This is a genomic window from Indiicoccus explosivorum, assembly GCF_002167005.1.
GTDB lineage: Bacteria > Bacillota > Bacilli > Bacillales_A > Planococcaceae > Indiicoccus > Indiicoccus explosivorum.
This window is the reverse complement of the sequence record NZ_NHTN01000008.1, coordinates 1-25,256: the sequence shown is the minus strand read 5'-3', so window position 1 is coordinate 25,256 and position 25,256 is coordinate 1. Positions and strand designations below refer to the sequence as shown.

Annotated in this window: 21 protein-coding genes and 2 pseudogenes; 4 read left to right on the top strand and 19 right to left on the bottom strand. The window is 54.4% G+C overall.

What is annotated here, in order from left to right; translation table 11 throughout:
• Positions 1–17: 17 nt before the first annotated feature.
• From pknB to CCE92_RS02135, 10 genes are all read right to left on the bottom strand, one after another.
• A complete protein-coding gene (gene pknB / locus CCE92_RS02180) occupies positions 18–1,991 on the bottom strand; it encodes a Stk1 family PASTA domain-containing Ser/Thr kinase (protein WP_088005886.1) in 1,974 nt (657 codons plus the stop codon).
• A complete protein-coding gene (locus CCE92_RS02175) occupies positions 1,985–2,743 on the bottom strand; it encodes a Stp1/IreP family PP2C-type Ser/Thr phosphatase (protein WP_088005885.1) in 759 nt (252 codons plus the stop codon). Before CCE92_RS02175 ends, pknB begins: the two co-directional genes overlap by 7 nt.
• A gap of 41 nt (positions 2,744–2,784) precedes the next feature.
• The gene (rsmB, locus tag CCE92_RS02170; RefSeq protein WP_088005884.1) at positions 2,785–4,119 is read right to left on the bottom strand and encodes a 16S rRNA (cytosine(967)-C(5))-methyltransferase RsmB; all 1,335 of its coding nucleotides are present in this window, start codon (positions 4,117–4,119) and stop codon (positions 2,785–2,787) included.
• Positions 4,116–5,048: a methionyl-tRNA formyltransferase gene (gene fmt, locus CCE92_RS02165; protein WP_088005883.1), complete on the bottom strand. Its 933-nt coding sequence runs from the start codon at positions 5,046–5,048 to the stop codon at positions 4,116–4,118. Before fmt ends, rsmB begins: the two co-directional genes overlap by 4 nt.
• Positions 5,045–5,542, bottom strand: coding sequence for a peptide deformylase (def, locus tag CCE92_RS02160; protein ID WP_088005882.1), 498 nt, complete (start codon positions 5,540–5,542; stop codon positions 5,045–5,047). The genes fmt and def overlap by 4 nt, the downstream gene beginning before the upstream one ends.
• 254 nt (positions 5,543–5,796) lie before the next feature.
• Positions 5,797–8,193, bottom strand: a complete 2,397-nt coding sequence (gene priA, locus CCE92_RS02155; protein ID WP_088005881.1) for a primosomal protein N' — start codon at positions 8,191–8,193, stop codon at positions 5,797–5,799.
• Complete coding sequence (coaBC, locus tag CCE92_RS02150; protein WP_088005880.1) at positions 8,183–9,394, bottom strand: bifunctional phosphopantothenoylcysteine decarboxylase/phosphopantothenate--cysteine ligase CoaBC; 1,212 nt, start codon at positions 9,392–9,394, stop codon at positions 8,183–8,185. Before coaBC ends, priA begins: the two co-directional genes overlap by 11 nt.
• Positions 9,395–9,462: 68 nt before the next feature.
• Positions 9,463–9,687, bottom strand: coding sequence for a DNA-directed RNA polymerase subunit omega (gene rpoZ, locus CCE92_RS02145; protein ID WP_088005879.1), 225 nt, complete (start codon positions 9,685–9,687; stop codon positions 9,463–9,465).
• Positions 9,687–10,307: a guanylate kinase gene (gene gmk / locus CCE92_RS02140; protein ID WP_088005878.1), complete on the bottom strand. Its 621-nt coding sequence runs from the start codon at positions 10,305–10,307 to the stop codon at positions 9,687–9,689. Before gmk ends, rpoZ begins: the two co-directional genes overlap by 1 nt.
• A 2-nt stretch (positions 10,308–10,309) precedes the next feature.
• Positions 10,310–10,573: an extracellular matrix/biofilm biosynthesis regulator RemA family protein gene (locus CCE92_RS02135; protein ID WP_088005877.1), complete on the bottom strand. Its 264-nt coding sequence runs from the start codon at positions 10,571–10,573 to the stop codon at positions 10,310–10,312.
• Between the two features lie 116 nt (positions 10,574–10,689).
• Between CCE92_RS02135 and CCE92_RS02130 the strand changes: the two are divergent.
• From CCE92_RS02130 to CCE92_RS02115, 4 genes and pseudogenes are all read left to right on the top strand, one after another.
• Positions 10,690–12,347: pseudogene (locus CCE92_RS02130) on the top strand (Rqc2 family fibronectin-binding protein).
• A gap of 5 nt (positions 12,348–12,352) precedes the next feature.
• The gene (locus CCE92_RS02125; protein ID WP_088006008.1) at positions 12,353–14,461 is read left to right on the top strand and encodes a type IA DNA topoisomerase; all 2,109 of its coding nucleotides are present in this window, start codon (positions 12,353–12,355) and stop codon (positions 14,459–14,461) included.
• Positions 14,462–14,572: 111 nt separating this feature from the next.
• On the top strand, positions 14,573–15,052 hold the full coding sequence (locus CCE92_RS02120) for a hypothetical protein (RefSeq protein ID WP_088005876.1): 480 nt from the start codon (positions 14,573–14,575) through the stop codon (positions 15,050–15,052).
• A gap of 71 nt (positions 15,053–15,123) precedes the next feature.
• Positions 15,124–15,822: an MgtC/SapB family protein gene (locus tag CCE92_RS02115; RefSeq protein WP_088005875.1), complete on the top strand. Its 699-nt coding sequence runs from the start codon at positions 15,124–15,126 to the stop codon at positions 15,820–15,822.
• Between the two features lie 50 nt (positions 15,823–15,872).
• Here CCE92_RS02115 and pyrE read toward each other — a convergent pair whose 3' ends face one another.
• From pyrE to CCE92_RS15915, 9 genes and pseudogenes are all read right to left on the bottom strand, one after another.
• The gene (pyrE, locus tag CCE92_RS02110) at positions 15,873–16,493 is read right to left on the bottom strand and encodes an orotate phosphoribosyltransferase (protein WP_088005874.1); all 621 of its coding nucleotides are present in this window, start codon (positions 16,491–16,493) and stop codon (positions 15,873–15,875) included.
• Positions 16,490–17,179: an orotidine-5'-phosphate decarboxylase gene (pyrF, locus tag CCE92_RS02105; protein ID WP_088005873.1), complete on the bottom strand. Its 690-nt coding sequence runs from the start codon at positions 17,177–17,179 to the stop codon at positions 16,490–16,492. Before pyrF ends, pyrE begins: the two co-directional genes overlap by 4 nt.
• Positions 17,154–18,089 carry a dihydroorotate dehydrogenase gene (locus CCE92_RS02100; RefSeq protein WP_088005872.1) on the bottom strand — a complete coding sequence of 312 codons (936 nt, stop codon included), beginning with the start codon at positions 18,087–18,089 and terminating at the stop codon, positions 17,154–17,156. The genes pyrF and CCE92_RS02100 overlap by 26 nt, the downstream gene beginning before the upstream one ends.
• Positions 18,086–18,847 (bottom strand): dihydroorotate dehydrogenase electron transfer subunit, encoded by a 762-nt coding sequence (locus CCE92_RS02095; RefSeq protein ID WP_088005871.1) that lies wholly within the window; start codon positions 18,845–18,847, stop codon positions 18,086–18,088. Before CCE92_RS02095 ends, CCE92_RS02100 begins: the two co-directional genes overlap by 4 nt.
• Complete coding sequence (gene carB, locus CCE92_RS02090; RefSeq protein ID WP_088005870.1) at positions 18,844–22,032, bottom strand: carbamoyl-phosphate synthase large subunit; 3,189 nt, start codon at positions 22,030–22,032, stop codon at positions 18,844–18,846. The genes CCE92_RS02095 and carB overlap by 4 nt, the downstream gene beginning before the upstream one ends.
• Positions 22,025–23,119 carry a carbamoyl phosphate synthase small subunit gene (locus tag CCE92_RS02085; protein WP_088005869.1) on the bottom strand — a complete coding sequence of 365 codons (1,095 nt, stop codon included), beginning with the start codon at positions 23,117–23,119 and terminating at the stop codon, positions 22,025–22,027. Before CCE92_RS02085 ends, carB begins: the two co-directional genes overlap by 8 nt.
• Positions 23,104–24,327, bottom strand: coding sequence for a dihydroorotase (pyrC, locus tag CCE92_RS02080; RefSeq protein ID WP_420913219.1), 1,224 nt, complete (start codon positions 24,325–24,327; stop codon positions 23,104–23,106). The genes CCE92_RS02085 and pyrC overlap by 16 nt, the downstream gene beginning before the upstream one ends.
• A gap of 56 nt (positions 24,328–24,383) precedes the next feature.
• Positions 24,384–24,872 (bottom strand): annotated as a pseudogene (locus CCE92_RS02075) (aspartate carbamoyltransferase); the annotation flags it as partial.
• Between the two features lie 15 nt (positions 24,873–24,887).
• Positions 24,888–25,256, bottom strand: a 369-nt coding sequence (locus CCE92_RS15915; protein WP_420913218.1) for a glutamate ligase domain-containing protein, incomplete at its 5' end; no start/stop codon positions are given.

Sequence of the window (25,256 nt, the reverse complement as noted above, 5' to 3'; positions counted from 1 at the left end):
TTCCTCCTTCATTTCCATTATTCTGCTTCCGCATAAGGGACTGTTTTCTCCATGATAGCGGTTCCGTCCCGGACAATCCGATACGCGGCGGTTTGTCCTTCTTCTATCTGAAGCTCGATCCGGCGGGATTCATCTTCTGTAATCGTGAACTCCTCCGCCGGCTTCTCCATCGTCCGGTTTTTGTCCTGAATGAAGATTTGGACCGTCTGCGGGACTGGCGCCTCCCCTTCCGCCGGTTCCGCTTCCGGTTCATACGGAATCTGGACAGACTGGATGTACGTTTTCATGGGCACCGCGGCGGGACCTTTCGACAGCACCACATCGATCCTGCCGCCGGCCACGAGTTCAGTACCCGGCGCCGGATCTTGCCGGAGAACCAGCCCCGGTTCCACTTCATCCGAAAATTCCTGTCCGGTGATCCGGATATTAAATCCCGATGACCGGGCATATTCACTGAAATCCGCTTCGCTGTAACCTGTAAGATCCGCCACTTCCCGCATGTCCTGCCCTTTACTGACTGTGAATACAACTTCTGTTTCACGGGGCACGACTTCACTGCCCGCTGCAACGCTCTGATTCAAGATTTCACCGGCCGGTTCTTCGGAAAATTCTTCCCGGCTTGTGACATCTTCGAATCCGAGCTCCTCCAGGTAATCCGCTGTTTCGTCGAACATCTCGCCGGTATAATCCCCGAATTCGACCTGCTCCGGTCCCGAGCTGATGATCAGTTCCACTTCCGTTTCCGGGTCACGTTCTTTTCCTGCCTCGGGAATGGTCCGGATCACTAAGCCTTCTTCAATTTCCTCAGATGTCTCAAGACGTTCGCCGTCTGTCAGAAATCCGGTCGCCTCCAGCTCTTCTGCAGCGGCTTCCGGTTCCATCCCCGACACATCGGGCACGGTCAACTTCTCGGCTTCGAAAAGGCCTGGGAAAGCGAGTGCCGACAGCACACCAAGAACCAGAATAGCAGCAGGGATTCCGAGGAGAAGCCATGGCCATTTCCTCTTTTTCTTCTGTAGTTCATCCGGTCCCTGGTTTGTCGCGGCTTGCACCGGCGCGGCAGCGATGGTTTCATCCGCATCCCGGTACGCCGACAAATTTTTGATGGCCGGCATGGCTTTGGTTGCGTCTTCATCCTCCGGTATGATGAACTTCGGCTCATCCCTGCGTTCCGCGTCGAGTGCATCCGCCAGATCTTCATCCATATCCTCCACTGTCCCATAGCGGTATTGCAGATCCTTCGCCGTCGCTTTGATGACGATGTTCTCGAGGCTTTGCGGGACATCCGGTACGGCTGTCCTTACCGGAGGGATATCCGACTGGAGATGCTTAAGCGCAATCGATACTGCAGATTCACCCGAGAAAGGCAGCTGGCCGGTCAGCAGTTCATACATGACGATACCGAGCGAATAAATATCCGACCGCTTCGTCGCGGTTCCGCCTCTCGCCTGCTCAGGCGACAAGTAATGGACTGTTCCGAGAACGGAATTGGTCTGTGTATATGAAGTGGCACTCAATGCCATCGCAATACCGAAATCAGTGATTTTGACGCGGCCGTTCCGGTCGATCAGAATGTTTTGGGGCTTGATATCCCGATGGACGATCTGATTCTGATGGGCATGCGCCAGTGCAGAGGTCAGCTGCAGCATGATATCCACTGTTTTTTCCGGTGAAATCGGCGCTTTGTCGATGATGTAATCTTTCAGCGTCTGTCCCGTCACATATTCCATGACCAGGAAATGCACGTCCCCCTCTTCACCGACATCGAAGATGTTCACGATGTTCGGATGGGTGAGACTTGAAGCGGAAAGGGCCTCCCGCTGGAACCGCCAGCGCAGTTCTTCTTCATTCGAAAAATCGTAGCGGAGGATCTTGATGGCCACTTCCCGATCCAGGATGATGTCGTATCCAAGATAAACATTCGACATGCCGCCGCCGCCGATCGCTTTGTCTATCCGGTAGCGGCCGTTCAGCCGTTTGCCGATCACCATGCTTTCTTCACCTCCGGTTCGGGACAGAACAGGATGAAGGAGATGTTGTCCTCTCCTCCACGGTCATTCGCCTGACGAATAAATTCAGTGCCTTTTTCCGAAAGGCTCAGCTCCGCCCTCAGTACTGCCTCGATGGCTGCCTGATCGAGTTTGTTGCTCAGACCATCCGAACAAAGGAGCAGGCATGCCTCCCGCCCGAGCTCCACATCGATCAGATCCCCTTCAATGTCGGGTTCGGTACCCAGTGCCCTCAGGATCATATGCCGTTTCGGATGTTCTTCCGCCTCTTCCGGGCTGAGCTCCCCGGTATCGACGAGAAGATTGACGTATGTATGGTCGCGCGTAATTTGCCGGATACGCCCGTCGAACAGGTAGGCGCGGCTGTCACCGATATGGCAGAGAACACATCCGTCCCGATCGATGATCGCCGCCAGCAGCGTCGTCCCCATCCCCCGGCAATCGGGATTTCCGACCGAGTGGTCGTATATACTCCTATTGATCTCCTGCACAGCCCTCTGCAGCCACTTCTTTTTATGCTCCAATGACCGGAATTCTTCGGCCCCTTCTTTTAAAAAGAGGCGGCCGAGTCCTTCAGCCGCCATACTGCTTGCCAAATCCCCGGCGTTATGACCGCCCATCCCATCCGCGATGACGCCGAGCATCAGTCCGTCTTCCCGGCTGATGACAGCAGCACGGTCTTCGTTGACTTCCCTTTTTCTCCCGATATCACTTTCGAGTGTATACTGAAACAACGTCCTGCCCCCTTGCAGCTGTAACTGCTGTTCTGCTTTTTCTATTTTTTCCGGAAAGCGGCGACAAAAAATCCATCCCCGCCGAAATCATGCGGAAAGATTTGGACCGGTTCAGCCGTCCCGGCATCAAGCGGTTCGGGCAGTTCAGTCGGCACCAGTACCATTTCCGGATGACGGGCGAGGAAGCGGTCCACTGTCCCATCATTCTCTTCCCTGTCCACGGTGCAAGTGCTGTAGACAAGGCGTCCGCCCGGCTTGAGCAGTTTCGCCGCCTCATCAAGAAGTTCTGACTGGATGACTTGAAGGCCCGCTAAATCACTTTCTTCTTTTGCATACTTGATATCCGGTTTCCTTCTCACCACGCCGAGACCTGAACAGGGGGCATCAAGCAAAATCCGGTCGAACCGATTTTCCCCGAACTGCTGTGCACTTTTTCTTGCGTCTCCCGCAACGGATTCCACAATAACATGATGGAGACGCTCAGCGGCTTCATCAATCAATTTCACCTTATGCGGATGCAGATCCATCGCGATGATTTTACCGCGGTCATGCATTTTCTCTGCGATATGCATAGTTTTGCCTCCCGGAGCAGCACACATATCCAAAACTGTCATTCCCGGTTCCGGCTGCAGCGCATAGGCCGGCAGCATTGAGCTTTCATCCTGGATCGTGATGAGGCCATTACGGAAAACCGCTGTCTTTGCCGGCTGTCCGCCCGTAACGAACAGGCATTCCGGAATCCGCGGGCTTTTGACCGCCTGAAGCCCCTCTTCTGCCAGCAGTTCAATCACTTGATCAACCGATGCTCTCGTCATGTTGACCCGGATGGTCTGCGGCGGCGCCTGGTTGTTTTCGTTCGCCATCATTTCTGCCGTTTCTCTTCCATATTGACTGATCCATCTGCGGATCAGCCAAACGGGATGGCTGGTAGCGACTGCGAGCCGTTCAGCCGGATCTTCAATTTCGTCCATCCTTCTCTTTCCGTTCCGCTGGACATTTCTTAAAATGCCGTTGACGACGGAGGCAGTGCCTCCATGCCCCCGTTTTTTAGCGATTTCTACCGCTTCATGGATCGCCGCATGGTCCGGCACCCGGTCAAGATAAAAAAGCTGATAAAGCGACAGCCTGAGCAGAATCCGGACCCACGTTTCCAGTTTCTTCTTCACATAAGGGTCCAGATTGTAATCGAGCGTCATCTGATGCTGCAGCGTGCCATACGTGAGCTCCGTCAGCAGTCCCCGGTCTTTGGCAGCCAATCCATAATTATCAATCGTTTCATTCAGGATGAGATTGCTGTATGCCTGCTGTTTTTCGACCGCCAGCAGGACCGACAGTGCCGCATCGCGTACATTGCCTTTCAGCCGGATCTTTTTCATACGAACCGGCCGCCTTTGCCGAACTTCGGATTATTCGCGAGATCTTTCGCCGGAAGCCGTTTTTTGCCGGCAGGCTGGATTTCGGTCAGAATGATTACACCTTCACCTGTCTGGACGTAGATCCCCGTGCTGTCCGATCCAATAATCTCGCCGGGCTTCCCGTTTCCGGTCATTTCCGTCTTTTCCGTATCCCATACTTTCACATTCGAATCTGAAAGAGTCGTATAGGCGACTGGCCAAGGACGAAGCCCCCGGACGTGATCATGGATCTGCGAAGCAGGTCTTGTCCAATCGATGCGCTCCTGCTCCCGGGAAATATTCCGGGCGTATGTCGCCTGGCTGTCGTCCTGAGGAATCCGGCTGTTTGTTCCGTCCAAAATGGCCGGCAGCGTCTCCTTGAGCAGGTCCCGTCCGGCGATGCTCAGTTTGCCGAACATCGAGCCCGTATCATCGTCAGGTCCGATCGGCACTGTTTTCTGCGCGATGATATCTCCGGCATCGAGCGCTTCCGCCATGTACATGAGCGTCACACCGGTCTCGGTCTTCCCGTCCATCACCGCCTGATGGATCGGCGCGCCGCCCCGATATTCGGGCAGCAGCGATGCATGGACATTGACAGCTCCAAACCGGGGGGAATCCAGCAGCTCCTTCGGCAATATCTGACCGAAGGCCGCTGTGACGATCAAGTCGGGTTCAAGTTTCAGCACTTCCTCAAGTTCATTCCGGCTTCGGACCCGTTCCGGCTGCAGGACCGGGATGCCCAGCCGCTCCGCTTCTTCCTTCACGGGCGGCGGAGTCATGATTTTCTTTCGGCCGACCGGCCTGTCCGGCTGTGTGACCGCCGCTACGATATCATATCCCTCTTCAGCCAGCATCCGAAGAATCGGAACGGAAAATGCAGGTGTTCCCATGAACAGCACTTTCGTCATTCCGCTCCCTCCTCCTGGAGCATGGCATCCAGTTCTTCCTGGGTGACATATTGAGTGATTTTTCCAGTGAACAAAATCCCGTCGAGATGATCCATCTCATGCTGGATCGCACGCGCTTCATACCCTTCAGCTTCCAGCTCGTACCACGATCCGTCCCTTTCCTGTGCACGGATTTTCACGTAGTCCGGCCGCTCGACGTAGCCGTAGATCCCCGGAAAGCTGAGACAGCCTTCCAGGTCTGTTTCTGCACCGGCAGACTGGAGCAATTGCGGGTTGATCATTTCGATCGGCTCCTGTCCTTCACCGAAATCGACGATCGCCGCGCGGATATCCTCTCCGACTTGCGGAGCGGCGATGCCGACACCATCCGCCTCGATCATTGTTTCATACATATCATCAAGCAGGACGCCTAAAGCCGAATTGAATTCAGTGACCGGCCGGCACTTCTGCTCCAAAATTCCATCTGGATGCTTTACGATACTGCGTATTGCCATTTCCATTCCTCATTTCTGTACTCTAAAGAATAAATCCAGCTCCACCTTACAGGCAGGACGGAAATCCCCGCCCGTTTTTCGCAGACAAACGGACAAGCCTCCTCACCGCGGGGTCTCGACCATTCGTTTTCCCGCAGGAGTCGGGTGGGATTTCCTTCAGTTCAACAAAAGCGATTTTTTACGTCTCCATCTAAAGAAAGCAAGAGTCTTGAACGGAATGAACTGGTACAGGAATACTCATTTAGGATTCTGCTCTACATGACCGCTGACGGATTTTTGTCGATCGACAGCGTCGCTCCCCGCCTGATCCACTCCGAGCGATGGATCCGGATCAGCTGATGGAGAGTCTCAGTCAGTTTCGGTTCTTTTTTGTATTTTATCAGACATTGATAGCGATATCTATCGTTCACACGGGCGATCAGCGACGCGGACGGGCCGATGATAACAGTGCCGGGAGATAAGTTCTGCTGCAGGAACTTCACGGTCTGATCGGCATAGTCGGCAGCGGCCATTAAATCTTCATGCGTGAACTGGATATTGACGACATAGTAATACGGGGGATAGCCGTTTTGCCTCCTGACCGCCATCTCCTGAAGATAGAACGGTTCATAGGACTGATCCTTCGCTAAAGTGATTGCATAATGCTCCGGCGTGTAGGACTGGACGTATACGGTGCCGGGCAAAGCGTCACGGCCGGCACGGCCGCTGACTTGCGTCAGGAGCTGGAATGTTTTTTCCGAAGCCCTGAAATCCGGCAAGTGGAGCGTTGTATCGGCTGACAGGACGCCCACGAGCGTAATATTCGGAAAATCGAGCCCTTTCGCGATCATTTGCGTGCCGAGCAGGATATCTGCTTTCCCTTCTCCGAAAGCCGTTAAAATCCGTTCATGTGCGCCTTTTTGACGCGTGGTATCCACGTCCATCCGAAGGACGCGCGCGCCTGCGAACAGTTTTGCGATTTCCTCTTCCACTTTCTGTGTTCCCGTCCCGAAAAAGCGGATGTGTTCGCTTCCGCATTCCGGACACAGATCGGGGACTTGTGCTTCGAATCCGCAGTAGTGGCATTTCATGTGCTCCTTCGCCCGGTGGTACGTCAGAGAAATATCACAGTGCGGACATTCCATCACGGTTCCGCAATCCCGGCATAGGACGAATGACGAGTAGCCCCGTTTGTTCAAGAACAGCACAATCTGTTCATTTTTTTCGAGTTTTTCCCGGATGGCCTCGGCCAGCTCAACAGAGAACATCGAACGATTGCCATTCCTCAGTTCATCCCGCATATCGACGATGCGCACTTCGGGCAGAGGCTGATTTTTAGCACGCCGGTCGAGGACCAGAAGTTCATAAACCCCTTTTTGTGCCCTTGCGTATGATTCCAGGGAAGGCGTCGCGCTGCCGAGCACCACCGGACAGCGATAGTATCTGCTTCGCCAAAGAGCGACATCCCGCGCGTGATACCGGGGTGCGTCGTCCTGCTTGTAGCTGGATTCGTGTTCTTCATCCAGTATGATGATCCCCAAATTTCGGAATGGAGCGAAGACAGCCGAACGCGCACCGACGGCCACTTTCACTTCCCCGCGCTGGATCCGGCGCCATTCATCATATTTTTCGCCTGCCGACAGACCGCTGTGGAGCACAGCCACCTGGTCGCCGAACCGCTCCTTGAAGCGCAGCGTCATCTGCGGTGTAAGGGAAATTTCAGGAACAAGCATGATGGCTTCTTTTCCATCGGCCAGCACACGGTCGATCGTCTGCAAGTAAATTTCGGTTTTGCCGCTTCCTGTGACCCCGTGGAGCAGGAACGTCTTTTCCGTCCCGATCGATTCCCGGATCGATCGGTAAGCTATCGCCTGTTCGTTTGTAAGTTCCAGTGGCTTCACATTTCCCGCTTCCGTCATCATTTCCGGAGAACGGTACGTCTCCGTGACTTTCAGCGTTCCTGCCCCTTTTTCAAGCAGCGCTGTCACAGTCGGAAGCGTCACACCCGCCTGTCGCTGCAATTCCGCGGATTCAATGGTACTTCCGGCATGGGCTTTCATGAATTCCCGGAGTTTCAGCTGCTGGTGTGCATTGGCGCGGATCGGAATCGCTTCAAGCGCTTCCTCAGACGATTCGATTGTAATCATTCTTGCCTTCTTCACAGCAGTCTGCTGGGATATGTCCGTTTCCGCTGAAATCGTCCCCCGGTCCAGCTCTTTTTTTAACAGACTGAACAGCGGCTCCGCTTCCTGCGCGCGCAGGAACGGCTTCCGTTCGAAATGCGGGCGCAGCGGCGCCGCAATTTCCGAAAGCTCCCCGGTCAGCACAAACCGTTTCTCATACTTCGCCCGGAGTGCGGAAGGGATCATGACTTGCAAGGCATCGATTTCAAAGCAGAGCGTTTCATCCTTCATCCATTTTGCGAGTTTCAGCATCTCTTCGTTCAGGACGGGCACAATATCCATCAGTTCATGGACCGGTTTCAGTCTCGACCGTTCCATATCGGTCCGTTCTTTTGTACCGACTACAAAACCGAGCACTTTGCGCGGTCCGAAAGGGACTTTCACGCGCATGCCCGGTTCAATGAGCGGCTGAAACCGCTCGGGTACGAGATAATCAAATGGCCGGTCTATGGGATGTGCCGCCACATCCACGATAATTTCAGCGATCATTTGCATCTTCCTTTTCCAATATGGCAGTCAGCAGACGCTTCGCCAGCTCCTTTTTGGGAAGCAGCGGAAACGTCTGCTCAAACGCATGTTTCCCGAAAAGCGTCACTTTATTGTCATCTGTGTTGAATCCCGCGTTCGCTTCCGTGACATCATTTGCAATGATGTAGTCCGCATTTTTCTTTTCCAGTTTTTCCTTTGCGTACTTCTCCACGTCATTCGTTTCTGCAGCAAATCCGATGAGCAGCTGGTGTGACTTCCGGCGGCCCAGTTCTAAAAGGATATCAGCCGTACGCTCGAGCTCCAGCAGCTGGCCGCCTTCCTGCTTTTTCATTTTGCGGCCGTGAACTTCCTTCGGCTTGTAATCGGCGACTGCAGCCGTTTTTATCACCCAGTCCGCTTTGTCGTACTCCGCGAGCACGGCATTCAGCATTTCCTCGGCGCTTTCCGTCCGGACGACACGGACGCCGGGCGGTTCAGGCAGCGAGACCGGTCCGCTGATCAGGACTGTGTCAGCCCCCATCCCCGCCGCCGCTTCAGCCATCGCATACCCCATTTTCCCACTGGAGAAATTTGTGAGAAAACGGACGGGATCGATCCGTTCCCGGGTCGGCCCGGCAGTGACCACCACTTTTTTGCCCTGCAGCGGTTTGGTTCCGCTGAAAAATCCGCCGACAAGTTCCGTCAGTTTTTCAGGTTCTTCCAGTCTTCCTTTCCCGACATAGCCGCACGCCAAAAATCCTTCGGACGGTTCAATGAACCGGATTCCGTCATCATGGAGGCGGCGGATGTTCCGGATGACCGCCGGGTGATCATACATATGGACATTCATTGCCGGTGCCATCCAGACAGGGGCTGTCGTCGCCAGCAGCACGGTGGTCACCATGTCATCCGCGATTCCGTTCGCGGCTTTGCCGATCACGTTGGCTGTGGCCGGAGCGACAAGCACGAGATCCGCCCAGTCTGCAAGGTCGATATGGGCGATGACGGAAGGGTCTTTTTCATCGAAAGTGTCTGTATAGACTTCATGCCGGGACATCGCCTGGAACGTCAGCGGAGTAACGAATTCCATGGCGGATTCCGTCATGATGACTTTGACTTTGAAACCGGCCTGCGAAAGTTTGCTGACGAGCGCCACAGCCTTATAGACGGCGATTCCGCCTGTGACACATACCAAAACATTCTTTTCCGACAACTCATTCATCCTTTCCCAACGAACAAACTCCCGCAGAAGCTTTCATTCCTGGGGAGTTGTCTGTGAATTGCTGTTATTTATACTTCGTCTTCGTAAATGGTGGTTTCATCCTGCTGTGCTTTCGTCAGGACCCCGGCCGCCACTTCCTCGAGCGCTTTTCCGACGGGTTTCCGCGACCGGTATGCGACCAGCAGTCCTTCACTGTTTTCATGCAGCTGCCGTGCGCGTTTTGCTGCGAGGCTGACCAGGGAGTATTTTGAATCGATTTTGCTTTTCAGCGCATCAACTGACGGATAAAGCATTAGACATTCTCCTTTAACATTTCGTAATAGCGTTTCTCCACGCGTTCCCGTTTGCAATGTTCCGCGGTCACAATGGCATTGATCCGCTCACATGCATGTTCCACTTGGTCGTTTTCGACAACATAGTCATACAAGTTCATCATTTCGAGCTCTTTCCGGGCGGCCAGTATGCGGGACCGGATGACTTCATCCGTCTCCGTCCCTCTTCCCGTCAGCCGGCTTTCCAGCTCCGACAGGCTGGGCGGCGCGAGAAAGATGAACAGACCGTCCGGAACTTTTTCCCGTACCTGTTCAGCGCCCTGCACCTCGATTTCCAAAAAAACGTCCCTGCCGGCATCGCGGGTCTTATTGACATAATCAATCGGGGTGCCATAATAGTTCCCCACGTACTCCGCATACTCCAGCAGTTTCCCTTTCGCGATGAGCTCTTCGAACTCTTCACGCGTCTTGAAGAAGTAGTCGACTTCATCCTCCTCCCCTTCTCTCGGGGAGCGGGTCGTCATTGAAATGGAATATTCATAATTCGTATCCGGCTGTGAGAACAGCTCTTTTCTGACTGTCCCTTTCCCGACACCGGAAGGTCCGGAAAGGACGATCAGCAGCCCGCGTTGTTTCCTCAATATTATCCCTCGCTTGTATCATCATCGTTTTCTCCGCTGCGCGTAATCGCTGTCTCCGCAGACAGCGCGGAGATGACTATGTGGTCGCTGTCCATGACGAAAATGGATCTCGTTTTCTTTCCATATGTGGCATCGATCAGCAGACCGCCAGTGCGCGCTTCCTGGATGAGCCGTTTGGCCGGGGCGGAATCCGGTGACAGGATGGAAATGATCCGATCGGCCGCGACTGCGCTTCCGCTGCCGAGTGATATGAATTTCGCTGCCATCTGACCATCCGCCTTTCCAGGACCTGCGCCGCTTATTTGCTTAACTGCTTTATTATATCATACCGAAGGCGGAAAATGATAAGATAGAACCAAACGTTTTGAAAGAGGGATCACACATGGCATTCGATGGATTATTCACAAAAGCGATGGTGCAGGAGCTTCAGAAAATTGCATCAGGCCGGATTTCAAAAATCCATCAGCCGAACCAGCAGGAGCTTCTGTTCCATATCCGCGCTCAAGGCGCGAATCATAAATTACTGATCTCCATCCACCCGAGCTATTCGCGGATGCATCTGACGGGCACGCCGTCGGTGAATCCTTCGGAACCGCCCATGTTCTGCATGCTGCTCCGAAAGCATATGGAAGGCGGAATCATCCAGAGCATCGAACAGCATGATTGGGACCGGCTGATCATTGTAAAAGTGAAAAGCAAGAACGAAATCGGGGATGATATTTTCAGGGAACTCCATGTGGAACTCATGGGCCGCCACTCAAACGTTATCCTTGTCGATTCGGACCGGAACCTGATCATCGACAGTCTGAAGCATCTGCCGCCCAGCGTCAATTCCTTCAGGACAGTCCTGCCGGGCCAGCCCCACATCTTCCCCCCTCCGCAAAATAAGGAAAATCCTGAAGGCGGGGATTTCAGCGGTTTGGATGAACGGGAAATCGTTTCCCGGTACGCCGGCTTTTCTCCGCTGACAGCCCGTGAGCTCGTCCACCGGCTCGGCAACGGAGAAGAGGCGGAAAGTTTTTGCGCCAGTTCGGACTTCCCCAGCCCAAAGGGTATTACGCGGAACAGGCAGGGAAGGGCCACTTCTCAGCAGCAGAACTGACCCACCTCGGAGGAACAGGTTCCGTTTTTCCGGACCTCGGCAGCCTGCTTGACCGGGTCTATTTCGCAAAAGCCGAACGGGATCGGGTCAAACAGCAGGCTGGCGATCTTGAGCGCTGGCTGCAGAATGAAATCAGCAAACTGAAGACGAAGCTGAAAAAACTGAAAAAAGAGCAGCTTCAGGCAGAGAAACGGGACGAATTGCAGCTTGCCGGAGAACTGATCATGGCGAACATCTACCGGATCGAAAAAGGGATGAAGTCCATTGAAGTGGATAACTACTACACCGGTGGGAAAATGACGATCCAGCTTGACCCGAGAAAGTCGCCGGTCGACAATTCACAATGGTACTTCTCCCGTTACCAGAAAGCGAAAACCGCTCTCGTGAAAACCCAGGAACAGATCGACAAGACCGGACAGGACATCCGGTATTTTGAAACGCTCCTCCAGCAAGTCGAGCATGCCGGACTCAGTGATATTGAAGAGATCCGGGATGAACTTGCCGAAGAAGGCTTTATGAAAGCCAGGAAAAACAGCAAAAAGAAAAAACCGTCGAAGCCGGCGGCGGAAACGTACGTGTCGAGCAGCGGGACCCGGATTTCAGTCGGGAAAAACAATAAACAGAACGACTATGTGACGTTCAAGCTCGCTTCGAAATCCGACATCTGGCTCCATACGAAAGATATCCCCGGCTCCCACGTCGTCATTCATGACAGTGAACCGGATGAACCGACCATCCTGGAAGCGGCAAGCATTGCCGCCTACTTTTCCAAGGCGCGCGGATCCTCTTCTGTCCCTGTCGATTACACGGAAGTCCGGCAGGTCAAAAAGCCGAATGGGGCCAAGCCGGGGTTCGTCATTTATTTCGAACAGAAGACCGTCTATGTCACCCCGGACGAAGAACTCGTCATGGAACTCAAGAACAGGAAAGCAGAGTGATCACGATGAAACCTGTCATCGTCGCGGAAAAACCGAGCCAGGCGAAAGCCTACGCCGAAGCATTCAAAACGAAAAAGCATGACGGCTATATCGAGATCCTGCCGGAGCCGATTTTTCCTGAAGGCGCCCTCATCACCTGGGGAATCGGTCATTTGGTGGAACTCCGCGAGCCGAAGAGCTACGATCCGAAATGGAGGAAATGGTCGCTGGAATCGCTTCCGATCCTGCCTGAGAGATTCGCATTCCAGATCGCTAAAGGGAAAGCGCAGCAATTCGCGGTGATCAAGCGGCTGATCGGCGGAACCGACACGGTCATCAACGCCTGTGATGTCGACCGGGAAGGCTCGAACATTTTCTACAGCATTTACCGGCAGACCGGGCATCAAAATAAGACGGTCCGCCGACTTTGGATCAATTCCCTGGAAAAAGATGAAGTGCGCCGCGGCTTCCTGAACCTGCAGGACAACGCACGCGACTTGCTGCTGTATGAAGAAGCAAAAGCCCGGCAGATCAGCGATTGGCTCATCGGTATGAACGGCTCCCGGCTGTACTCGCTTCTGCTGCAGCAGAAAGGGCTGCGGGAAGTGTTCGCTATCGGCCGAGTGCAGACACCGACACTGCGCCTCATTTATCAGCGGGAAAAAGAAATCGAATCCTTCGTTGCGGAGCCGTTCTTTGAAATCGAAGGCCGTTTCACAGCCCGACATGGAGACTACACCGGGAAAGTCAAACTGAAAACGAAAGACCGGAAGGAAGCGGAGGAACTGATCCGCGAACATGGTATCGGCACCTCCGAAACCGGAACCGTCGCTTCGGTTAAAACCGAGGAGAAGAGGATCCCGCCTCCGATGCTGCATTCCCTGTCCACGCTTCAGGCAGCGGCGAACCGCAAATGGAAAGCCAGTCCGCAGACCGTCCTTTCCGTCATGCAGACGCTTTATGAGAAAAAACTGGTCACTTACCCCCGGACGGATTCACAGCATATCACCCCTGCCGAATTCAGCTATTTGGCTGCAGCAGCGGAAAAATTCCAGCAATTGATCAGCGAACCGTTCGAAATCCATTCAAAAAATCCGAAAAAACGCTTTGTCGATAGCTCAAAGGTTGCAGAGCACTATGCGATCATCCCGACGAAGAAGATTCCGACAGAAAAAGCATTGGCCGCTCTGTCCCCTCTTGAACGGAAACTGTATGAAGAAATTGTCCGCACAGCTTTGGCTATGTTCCATACCGACTATAAGTACGCAGAAACGAAAGTCGTGACGGACGTCAAAGGACTGCTGTTCCATACGACGGGCCGAACGGAACTGAATAAAGGCTGGAAATCGCTGTTCCCCGTGAAGGAAAAGCAGGATGAAAAACCGCTGCCTCCACTGCATGAAAGCGAACAAGTAACGGCGGAAACGGGAATCAAAGAAGGGATGACATCACCGCCGAAGCCATTCACTGAAGGGCAGCTCATTTCGTTGATGAAGACTTGCGGAAAGTATGCGGACGATCCCGAAGACACAGAAATCCTGAAAGAGATTGAAGGACTGGGGACGGAAGCGACGCGGAGCGGAATCATCGAGACCATTAAGCGCCACCAGTATATTGAGGTGAAAAAGAATATCGTTTCACTGACGGACAAAGGCCGCATCCTATGCCGGGCAGTGGAAGGGAATCTGCTGGCAAGCCCGTCCATGACCGCAAAATGGGAGGCCTACCTGAAACGGATCGGCCGCGGTGAAGCTTCCGCTGACGTCTTTCTGGATAACACGGGCAAGTTCATTCGGAAGCTGCTTGATGAAGTTCCTGTTCAGCTCCAGACGAATGGCTTGCCGGATAAAATCTCGCTGCCGTCTCCCGGACAGGAAAAGATTGCCGCCTGCCCTTCCTGCGGCAAAGGATCCATCATTTCGTTCAAAAATTTCTACGGCTGTTCCGAATATAAAAATGGCTGTAAGCAGACTTTTCCGGCCGTCCTGTTGAAGAAAAGGCTGACAGCGAATCAGATCCGGCTTCTATGCACGAAAGGACAGACCCCCATCCTCAAGGGGTTTGTATCAAAAAATGGAAAGAAATTCAGCGCGAAACTCGTTCTTGAAAATGACAAAATCAAACTTGAATTTTGAGTTTCAATCCTCTGGAGTCCGGCAATACAACCTTTAGACGCTGAGCAGACCGTCTCTGACCCTTGACGGGCAATCGGCAGACAGGGCAGCCGGTGTCAGGAGGGATAATCTGTGTTTACACTATCAGATGTCTGGGGCTTCATCTGGGCATGTCTTATCATTTACCCACTCGTGGTCATGATCCATGAAACGGGACATACTTTTTTCACACTGCTGTTCGGCGGAAGGACCAAGATTTCCCTTGGCAGAGGAAGAAAATTATTCGATGTAGGAATCGTGGAAATCTATACCTTGTACTTTCTGGATTCCGCTCTCCAGTACACAGACTTGAAATGGAGCAACCGGCTCACGCATTTCCTTGTCCACATCGGAGGCATCCTGTTCAACATCGGAGCGGTTCTCTTGCTGAATTACCTCATACTCGAAGGATACATGGAAAACAAGCAGGTTTATCACCAGTTCTCCTACTTCTCTGTCTGGTTTGCCACGTATGCCGCAATACCGGTCGATTATGGCGATGAGAAGTACAGCGACGGAATGTCAGCCTATTTAGTACTGAAACATAAAAAATTCCCGCAGCTTATGAATTGATCAGCCGGCTCTTCACCAGCCGGCCAGTATACATAATCCAATTATCATTACGTTTACTGGGAGGCTCATGAATGGATTTTATTACGTCAGATATATTTACACTGACTGTCAGGCTGTTCGTGGCGGCGCTTTTATGCGGAGTCATCGGCTTTGAACGGGAAGCTCAGCAGCAGCCCGCGGGATTCCGTACGCATCTGCTCGTCGGAATGAGTTCCTGCCTGATGATGGTCATGGCCCTCCAAGGATTTACAGAATACATGACGGACGCCGGCAGTTCGGTCATCCGGATGGATCCGACAAGGATTCCCGCATATGTCATCAGCGGAATCGGCTTTCTTGGCGCTGGGACGATTATCGTCCAGCATGGATCCATCCGGGGACTGACGACAGCGGCATCGATTTGGACCGCTGCCGGGATCGGACTAGTTGTAGGGGTTGGGATGTATTATGCCGCAGTTTTAGCGACTATCATATCGGTTCTCGCCCTCTACGTTTTCAAAAAGCTCGAAAACCGATACATGACCAGCCGGAAAATAATCCGGCTGAGTGTGGTTTCAGAAAATATCCCGGGAACGCTTGACCGCATCACAGCCCTCATCCGCGAAAGGAAAATTCCGATCAAGGACTTTTCCATTGATGAAACGGAAGAAGAAAACGGGCGCACCTTCACCGCCTATGTTTTCACCGTCAAAAGCCCGGGTCCGGAAGAACAGATCGGTCTTATCAGGGAACTGGAGAAAACGGAAGGCGTCCGGCGTATATCGAAGTGAAAGATAAGAGAACTGCCTGTCTGAGGCAGTTCTCTTGTTTTATTTTCCGATTAGCTTTTTTGCATGAACTGTTCGTGCCACGCCTCCAACCCGGCCAGTTGGTTTTTGTCGATTTTTCCTGACTTCTCAGCTGTATCCGCAAGCGCCCTGAAATCAGTCAGTGTATGATACGGCAAGCACGCTCCCTGGAGTGCCTGTTCCGCCTCAGGAAGTCCGTATGAGAAAATGGCGGCCACCCCGCAAACGTCCGCCCCCGCTTCTTTCAGTGCAGCCGCCGCCTGGAGGCAGGAACCCCCTTTGGAAATAAGATCCTCGATCACAATGATCTTTTGTCCGGGGATCAATTTTCCTTCGATTTGGTTCCCCTGTCCATGGTTCTTCGGTTTCGACCGGACGTAGACCATGGGAAGCTCCAAAAGATCACTGACCCATGCCGCATGAGGAATGCCGGCTGTCGCTGTCCCTGCTATCACTTCCGCTTCCGGAAAATGAGTGCGGATCAGTTGGGCCAGGCCTTCGGCGATTTCCTTCCTGACAGCGGGATAGGACATGGTCAATCTATTATCACAATAAATCGGTGATTTCATTCCGGAAGACCATGTAAAAGGATCTTCCGGCCGGAGTTCAACAGCCCCAATATCCAGCAGTGCTTTCGCGATTCGCTCGCTCATTGTTCCAGCCCCTTCCATTGCCTTGCGATTGATCGATAACTGGCAGCCGGGTCGGCAGCCTGAGTGACTGCCCTTCCGACCACAATATGGGTAGCGCCCGCTTTCAGCGCTTCGGCAGGTGTTGCCGTCCGCTTCTGATCATGTGATTCATTTCCCGGCCGGATACCCGGTGTCAGACGGATGAAACCGGTGCCGCAAGCTTCTCCGATCGCCTGTGCTTCGCTGACCGAACAGACGACGCCGTCAAGTCCTGCCTCTTTCGCGAGTTCCGCATAATGCACGACTGATTCCGGAAGCGGCCTGTCGATCAGCTGCTCGCGCCGCATCTGCTCGTCATCCGTCGACGTCAGCTGCGTGACGGCGATCAGCTTCGTGCCGCTGCCTTCGAGGCCCCGCTTCGCCGCTTTCATCATTTCCAATCCGCCTGCGGCATGCACATTCAGCATCTCGATCCCAAGCGGAGCGAGCGAGCGCATCGCCCGCTCCACCGTGTTCGGGATGTCGTGCAGCTTCAAATCCAGGAACACGCGGTGGCCGCTTTCTGTCAGCTTCCGGACAGCTTGAGAGCCTTCTTTATAAAAAAGCTCCATTCCCACTTTTACAAAAAGCGGTTCCTGAAACTGCTCCAGGAATCCCTGCGCTTCCTCCATCGTTGGAAAATCAAGCGCGATGATCGGTGAGTTCATAGAGATGGCTCCTTCCTGTCAAATCACTGACTGATTCCGCTCCCAATTCATCCAGCTTCCCGGGCAGATTTTGAATCAGTTCCGGACAAATGAACGGATTAATGAAGTTCGCTGTACCGACCGCAACCGCATCCGCGCCGGCAGAAAGAAAATCAATGACATCTTCCGGAGCTGAGATGCCTCCCATTCCGATGATGGGCAGCACCGTCCGTTTTCTGACTTCGTATACCATCCGCAATGCGACCGGTTTGACCGCCGGCCCTGAGAGCCCGCCGGTCCGGTTGGCCAGAATCGGTTTCCCGGTTTTATGGTCCAGGCGCATGCCGAGCAGCGTATTGATCATGGTGAGGCCGTCCGCCCCTCCCGCTTCGACAGCTTCAGCAATTTGGACGATGTCTGTTACGTTGGGGGATAATTTGACGTAGACCGGGACTGCTGATACCGCTTTGACAGCTTCGGTCAGTGCCTTTGCGGTATCCGGGTCCGTCCCGAACGCGATGCCGCCTTCTTTTACATTCGGACAAGAGATGTTGAGTTCAACCGCCCGGACGTTCGGAGCTCGCGAAATCACTTCGGCCACTTCAATATAATCTTCCATCTGCGAACCGGCCACATTGGCGATGATTGGCACATCGAACTGTTCCAAAAACGGTAATTCTTCCGTCAGGACTTTTTCGAGCCCCGGATTCTGAAGGCCGATTGCGTTCAGCATACCGGAAGCGGTTTCCGCCACACGCGGAGTCGGATTCCCGAAACGGGCTTCCCGGGTCGTCGCTTTGATCATGATGGCGCCAAGCTGAGAAAGATCATAGAGATTGGCAAACTCCCGGCCGAAACCGAAACAGCCGGACGCCGGCATGATCGGGTTTTTCAAATCGAGTCCTGGGAGTTTAACAGCTAATCGGCTCATCCTGCCACCACCCCTGCCGGAAATACCGGTCCGTCCGAGCAGACCTTTACATAATCTCGAGCGTCATTTGATTTGCATACACAGGCAAAACACGCGCCGATTCCGCAGCCCATCCGCTGTTCATAGGAGAGGTATCCGGTTTTGCCCGGATACAGCTGCTCGACCGCCTTGAGCATTGGAGCAGGTCCGCAGCTGTAGTAAGTATCGAAGTCATCCGGAATCCCCTCCAAAACATGAGTGACAAAACCGGCGGTACCGCGGGTCCCATCCACAGTTGCAACGTACGTCTTTCCGATCGCGCTGAATTCCGATTCGTAAAAAACTGAATCCGCTGAATCGAATCCGAGAACATGCACCGTTTCCACACCTAGCGTACTCAGCTGTCTCGCCAGTTCATAGAGCGGCGGCACGCCGATCCCGCCGCCAACCAAAAGGGCTTTTCGCTTCGCCTCGTGTACCGGAAATCCGTTCCCCAATGGTCCGAGCACATCGAGCGCATCTCCGGACTTCTTCTCCGCCAGCACTTCCGTCCCGCGGCCTTCAGTCCGGTACAGCATCGTAAACTCTTTTTTCTCCGGCTCGATGGCCGCAATCGAAATCGGACGGCGAAGGAGCGGTTCAAAACTGTCGGCCGGGCGGATATGCACGAACTGTCCTGGTTCCATGTCGCCGACGATGGAACCGCGGGCTGTCAGTTCGAAGATCCGATAAGCGATTTCCCGCTGGCGGACCACCGTCATCAATTCTTTCCGGATCATACACCAGCCCCCATTTCTTCAGTTGCAAACGTCATCGATTCAATGACGCGCAGCATCGCTTTTGCCGTATCCAGTGACGTCAGGCATGGAATGCCGTTTTCCACGGATTCCCGCCGGATGCGGAATCCGTCACGCTCCGGCAGTTTGCCTTTTGTCAGCGTATTGATGACGAGCTGGGCTTCCCCTTTCTGGATGACATCGAGGAGCGTGTGCCCTTCGGCACCGATTTTATTCACCTCGGTTACACGGATGCCCGCGCTCCCTAATGTCTTTGCCGTTCCTTCCGTCGCCATGATCCGGTAGCCGATCGCCCGGAACCGCTCCGCGATTCCGATCGCTTCGTCCTTATCTTTATCGGAAACGGTCATGAGCACAGTGCCGTACGTGCGGACTTCCATCCCAGCTGCAACAAGCCCTTTATACAGCGCTTTTTCGAATGTCCGGTCTTTGCCCATCACTTCGCCGGTGGACTTCATTTCCGGACCGAGGGTGATGTCCACACGGCGGAGTTTGGCGAATGAGAAGACCGGCACTTTGACATACACGCCGGCGGGCGGTTCCATAAGACCGGACGGGTATCCCTGTTGGGCAATGGTCTGGCCGAGGATCGCTTTTGTCGCAATGTTAGCCATCGGGATATTCGTGATTTTGCTCAAAAACGGCACAGTCCGGCTGGAGCGGGGATTCACTTCGATCACATAAACTTCCCCTTTGGAAATGACATACTGGATATTGAGCAGCCCTTTGATGTTCAGCCCTTTCGCCAGCCGCTCCGTATAGTCGGCAATGGTTTCCATCACCTGCCGGGAAATGTTCTGCGGCGGATAAACGGCGATCGAATCGCCGGAGTGCACGCCCGCCCGCTCGATGTGCTCCATAATCCCGGGAATCAATACGGTTTCTCCGTCCGAAATCGCATCCACTTCGATTTCTGTCCCCGTCAGATAGCGGTCGACGAGCACCGGATGTTCCGGACTCGCTTCGACGGCATGCTCCATGTAATGGGCGAGCTCCTCCTCGCTGTAGACGATTTCCATCGCCCGTCCGCCGAGCACATATGACGGCCGGACAAGGACGGGATAGCCGATATCCCGCGCAATCGCTTCCGCTTCATTTGCTGACACTGCCGTTCTCCCTTCCGGCTGCGGAATGCCGATCTCATGAAGTGCCTGTTCGAATTTGTTGCGGTTCTCCGCCCGGTCGAGATCTTCAAGCGACGTACCGAGCAGCCGGACGCCCCGTTTCTCAAGACCTTCGGCGAGATTGATCGCTGTCTGTCCGCCGAACTGCACGACTACACCTTTCGGTTTCTCCAAGTCGATGATATGCATGACGTCTTCGATCGTCAGCGGCTCGAAATACAGTTTGTCGGAAATCGAGAAGTCCGTCGAAACGGTTTCCGGATTGTTGTTGATGATGATCGCTTCATAACCCGCTTCTTTTATTGCCCAGACAGAGTGGACCGTCGCATAATCGAATTCCACTCCCTGCCCGATGCGGATGGGACCGGACCCGAGCACGATGACGCTTTCCCGTTCTGTAACGACCGATTCGTTTTCATCTTCGTACGTCCCGTAAAAATAAGGCGTTTCCGATTCGAATTCTGCAGCGCACGTATCCACCATTTTGTAGACGGGCATGAGTCCCTGTTCCCGCCGCCAGTCATACACTGTCCGCTCATCGGTCTGCCAAAGTTCCGCGATCATCTTATCGGCAAAACCAAGGCGCTTCGCTTTCCAGGCCGTCTCCCGGTCGAACGGATTGTCGCGGAGCTCCTGTTCCTGGTCGACAATGTTCTTCAGCTTATGCAGGAAGAACAGATCGATTTTGCTCCAGTCGTGGATGGTTTCAATCGTTACGCCGCGCCGGAGCGCTTCCCCGATGAAAAACAGGCGCTCGTCCCCCGCTTTGCGGATCCGTTTTTCAATCCACTCGTCTGTCAGTCTATCAGGGTTCTTCATCGCCAGATGGCAGTGACCGGTTTCAAGTGACCGGACCGCCTTCAGGATCGATTCTTCGAATGTCCGGCCGATCGCCATGACTTCCCCGGTCGCTTTCATCTGTGTGCCGAGACTCCGTTTTGCCGCTTCGAACTTATCGAACGGCCAGCGGGGGATTTTGGTGACGACATAATCGAGCGCCGGCTCGAAACAGGCGTACGTGCTGCCGGTCACCGGATTTTTCATTTCGTCCAATGTCAGCCCGACGGCAATCTTCGCTGCCAGCTTCGCAATCGGATAGCCGGTCGCTTTCGAAGCGAGCGCCGATGAGCGGCTGACGCGCGGGTTCACTTCGATGATGTAGTAGTCGAAACTGTCCGGATCGAGCGCGAGCTGCACATTGCAGCCGCCTTCGATTTGCAGTTCACGGATGATTTTAAGTGAAACGTTGCGGAGCATCTGGTATTCGCGGTCGGACAGCGTCTGGGAAGGAGCTGTCACGATGGAATCGCCCGTGTGGACGCCGACCGGATCGAAATTCTCCATGTTACAGACGACGATGGCATTATCCGCCGCATCCCGCATCACTTCGTATTCGATTTCCTTGAACCCGGCGATCGATTTCTCCAGGAGACACTGACTGACCGGGCTGTATTTCAGTCCGCTCGCCACGATTTCCTTCAAGTCCGCCTCGTCATAGCAGATGCCGCCGCCCGTGCCGCCAAGTGTGAACGCCGGCCGGACGATGACCGGGAATCCGATCCGGTCTGTGAATCGTTTCGCTTCCTCCAGGCTGCGGATGATTTCGCTTTCCGGCATCGGCTCCCCGAGGTCGTTCATCAAGCTTCGGAACAAGTCCCGGTCCTCCGCTTTATGGATCGCATCAAGTTTCGTGCCCAGTATTTCAATCCCCAGCTCATCCAAAATTCCGGACTCATCAAGTTCAATCGCCATGTTCAGTCCAGTCTGGCCGCCAAGCGTCGCCAGGATGGCATCCGGCTGTTCTTTCCGGATGATCCGGCTTATGAAGTCGAGCGAAAGCGGTTCGATGTATACTTTATCGGCGATTTCCGTGTCCGTCATGATCGTCGCCGGATTGGAATTGACAAGGATGACGCGGTACCCTTCCTCTTTCAGTGCCAGGCACGCCTGCGTCCCGGCATAGTCGAATTCCGCCGCCTGACCGATGATGATCGGCCCCGAACCGATGACAAGTATGCTGTTGATGTCTTGACGTTTAGGCATGTGCAAGCTCCTTTTCTTTTTTATTCATCAGCCCGATGAACCGGTCGAATAAATGATTGGCATCTTCCGGTCCCGGCGATGCTTCCGGGTGGTACTGGACGGTGAACGCCGGCACATCGAGGTGCATCAGCCCTTCGACCGACCCGTCATTCAGCGCTTTATGCGTCACTTTCAGACGGGTTCCGGACAATGTGTCTTCCTGTACAGAGTAGCCATGATTTTGAGAAGTGATTTCGGTCCTTCCGGTCATCAGGTCCTTGACCGGCTGGTTGCCGCCGCGGTGGCCGAATTTGAGCTTATACGTCTCTGCCCCGCAGGCGAGCGCGAACAGCTGATGGCCGAGACAGATGCCGAATACCGGCACTTTGCCGAGAAGCGCTTTCACCGTCTCCACGCATTCCGGCACGTCCTTCGGATCTCCGGGTCCGTTCGACAGCATGACCCCGTCCGGATTCCAGCGCAGGATTTCTTCCGCCGTCGTATTGTACGGGACGACGAGCACGTCGCAGTCCCGCTTATTCAGCTCCCGCAGAATGCCATGTTTCATTCCGTAATCGATGAGCACCACCCGTTTGCCGCGTCCGGGGCTCGGGTAAGGCCGTTCCGTTGAAACGCGGGATACTTGGTCCCTTTTCGGTGCGAATGCCCGCAGCTGCCGGATGACCGCTTCCGTATCGACTGCCTGACCCGCTGCAGTGAGCATGCCCTTCACCGTCCCGTTCGATCGGATGAGCCGTGTCAGTTTCCGTGTGTCGATGCCGGCGATGCCTGGGATACCCTTCACTTTAAACAGCTCGCATAGAGTCGAATCGCTCCGGAAATTGGACGGCATGTCAGCCAATTCCCGGACCACCATGCCGGATGCCGCCGGCTCGATGGATTCGAAATCATCTCGATTAATGCCGTAGTTGCCGATGAGCGGGTAGGTCATCGTGATAATCTGGTCGCAATAAGAAGGATCTGAAAGCACTTCCTGATAGCCCGTCATTCCGGTGTTGAACACCACTTCACCGGTCGATGCCGCTTCCGAGCCGAATGCCGTCCCTTTGAATACGGTTCCGTCTTCTAAAATCAGATAGCGCTCCATTCTTTTTCCTCCTCGTATACGATTTCGCCGCCGAACACCGTCAATACCGGCCAGCCGGCTGCTTCCTTACCTGAAAATGGCGTATTCTTGCCTTTTGAGACGAACGTCTGCGGGTCGATGACTTGTTTTTTATCCAGATCCAGCAGCACGAGATCCGCCGGTGCTCCGATGTCCAGTTTTCCGTACGGCAAGCTAAACACCCGTGCCGGTTTTTCCGTCAGCCAGCCGATCAGCTGGCCGAGTGTCCATCGGCCGGTTTGGACGAATTCCGTATACAGGAGCGGGAACGCCGTTTCGAAGCCGGTGATTCCGAACGGCGCAAGCTTCATGCCATGCGCTTTTTCTTCCGCTGTATGCGGCGCATGGTCCGTGGCGATGAAATCGATCGTTCCGTCTTCAAGCCCTTCAAGCAGCGCCTGCCGATCCGTCTGCGACCTGAGCGGCGGATTCATTTTATAATCGGCGTCATCCGACGGGATATCATCTTCCGTCAGGAGCAGGTGATGCGGTGTGACTTCCGCCGTCACCCGGATGCCGGCCCGCTTCGCGTCGCGGATGACCCGCACCGACTCTTTCGTCGACACATGGCACACATGGTAGTGGGCGCCGGCCGCTTCGGCGAGCAATACATCCCGCGCGATATGGACGGATTCCGCGATGGACGGGATGCCTGGAAGGCCGAGCTCCGCGCTGCGTGTTCCGTCGTGCATCACGCCGCCATAGATGAGCGAGTTGTCTTCGCAATGCGCGACGACCGGCATATCGAGCGCTGCCGCATCTTTCATTGCCTCGTACATCATGCCCGCCTGCTGGACTCCGACTCCGTCGTCCGTGAAGGCGAAAGCGCCGGCTGCTTTCAGTTCCTTCAGGTTTGTCCGCTCTTTCCCGGCTTCGCGGATGGTGATCGACGCGTACGGCAGCACGCGGACCTGTGCATTCTCTTCAATGAGGGCTTTGATCTGACTGAGATGGCTGTGCGTATCCGGGACCGGCCGGGTGTTCGGCATGGCACAGATGGTCGTGAACCCGCCCTTTGCTGCGGCTTCCGTTCCGCTTCTGATCGTCTCTTTATGCTCACCGCCCGGTTCGCGCAGGTGGACGTGGACATCGATGAATCCCGGTGCGGCAGTCCGTCCGTCGCCGTCAATGATTTGTTCGCCCTGTTCCTTGAGGCCCTTTCCCATTTCCGCGACCCGGTTTCCGTCCATCCGGACATCCGTCCCCGTTCCGTCGGCCAGTCTCACGTTTTTGATCAACAATCCCATTATAATTCCCCCTTCAGAAGTTGTTCCAATACCGCCATGCGGACATACACACCGTTTTCCATCTGCCTGAAAATCCGTGACCGCGGCGCTTCCACCAGCTCATCCGCAATTTCCACACCCCGATTGACAGGGGCCGGATGCATGATGATCGCCGACGGTTTCATTTGCCGTTCGCGTTCGGCCGTCAGCCCATACATTCCGTGATAGCGGTCTTTCGAAAATGACCCGCCTCCCTCGTGCCGTTCGTGCTGGATGCGCAGCAGCATGAGCACATCCGTGTCCGGCAGCTGTTCTTCGAGCGAATGGGCGGCTGTGAATTCCCCTTGCCATTCCGGCGGGCAGACGAATGAAACATGTGCCCCGAGCCTCGTCAGCGCCTCCGCATTCGACCGGGCGACCCGGCTGTGGGAAATATCCCCCGCAATCGTGATATGCAGGCCATTAAACGAGCCGAATTCTTCCCGGATCGTGAACAAGTCGAGCAGCGACCCGGTCAGTTATCTTTATGAGGGTAATCCTGATATCGACCGGACCGTTTCCCGGTCGGAGTTCGTCCCGAGCTGGAAGCGCTGCTTGTAGCTTTCGTGGCCTTTTCCGGTGATGACGATCCAGTCACCGGCGTTGCTGATTTCCAGCGCCCGCTGGATGGCCAGGCTCCGGTCAGGAATGATCATCCCTTTTTCATTGCCGAATTCGTTATTCAGCACTTCCAATGACTTCAGCATATCCTCCGCCGTTTCCGAATTCAGGTCATCGGAAGTCAGGATATAGAGATCACTGATTTTCGCGGACACCTCCAGCATATCCGCTCGTTTCCCTTCATCCCGGTTGCCTCGGAAACCGAATACGTGGATCAGCCGGCCGGCACCTTG

Coding starts and splice junctions, on each gene's coding strand:
- pknB (WP_088005886.1), bottom strand. CDS start 1,991: ATGGTGATCGGCAAACGGCTGAACGGCCGCTACCGGATAGACAAAGCG.
- rsmB (WP_088005884.1), bottom strand. CDS start 4,119: ATGAAAAAGATCCGGCTGAAAGGCAATGTACGCGATGCGGCACTGTCG.
- fmt (WP_088005883.1), bottom strand. CDS start 5,048: ATGACGAAAGTGCTGTTCATGGGAACACCTGCATTTTCCGTTCCGATT.
- def (WP_088005882.1), bottom strand. CDS start 5,542: ATGGCAATACGCAGTATCGTAAAGCATCCAGATGGAATTTTGGAGCAG.
- priA (WP_088005881.1), bottom strand. CDS start 8,193: ATGATCGCTGAAATTATCGTGGATGTGGCGGCACATCCCATAGACCGG.
- coaBC (WP_088005880.1), bottom strand. CDS start 9,394: ATGAATGAGTTGTCGGAAAAGAATGTTTTGGTATGTGTCACAGGCGGA.
- rpoZ (WP_088005879.1), bottom strand. CDS start 9,687: ATGCTTTATCCGTCAGTTGATGCGCTGAAAAGCAAAATCGATTCAAAA.
- CCE92_RS02135 (WP_088005877.1), bottom strand. CDS start 10,573: ATGGCAGCGAAATTCATATCACTCGGCAGCGGAAGCGCAGTCGCGGCC.
- CCE92_RS02125 (WP_088006008.1), top strand. CDS start 12,353: ATGAAACCTGTCATCGTCGCGGAAAAACCGAGCCAGGCGAAAGCCTAC.
- CCE92_RS02115 (WP_088005875.1), top strand. CDS start 15,124: ATGGATTTTATTACGTCAGATATATTTACACTGACTGTCAGGCTGTTC.
- pyrE (WP_088005874.1), bottom strand. CDS start 16,493: ATGAGCGAGCGAATCGCGAAAGCACTGCTGGATATTGGGGCTGTTGAA.
- pyrF (WP_088005873.1), bottom strand. CDS start 17,179: ATGAACTCACCGATCATCGCGCTTGATTTTCCAACGATGGAGGAAGCG.
- CCE92_RS02100 (WP_088005872.1), bottom strand. CDS start 18,089: ATGAGCCGATTAGCTGTTAAACTCCCAGGACTCGATTTGAAAAACCCG.
- CCE92_RS02095 (WP_088005871.1), bottom strand. CDS start 18,847: ATGATCCGGAAAGAATTGATGACGGTGGTCCGCCAGCGGGAAATCGCT.
- carB (WP_088005870.1), bottom strand. CDS start 22,032: ATGCCTAAACGTCAAGACATCAACAGCATACTTGTCATCGGTTCGGGG.
- CCE92_RS02085 (WP_088005869.1), bottom strand. CDS start 23,119: ATGGAGCGCTATCTGATTTTAGAAGACGGAACCGTATTCAAAGGGACG.
- pyrC (WP_420913219.1), bottom strand. CDS start 24,327: ATGGACGGAAACCGGGTCGCGGAAATGGGAAAGGGCCTCAAGGAACAG.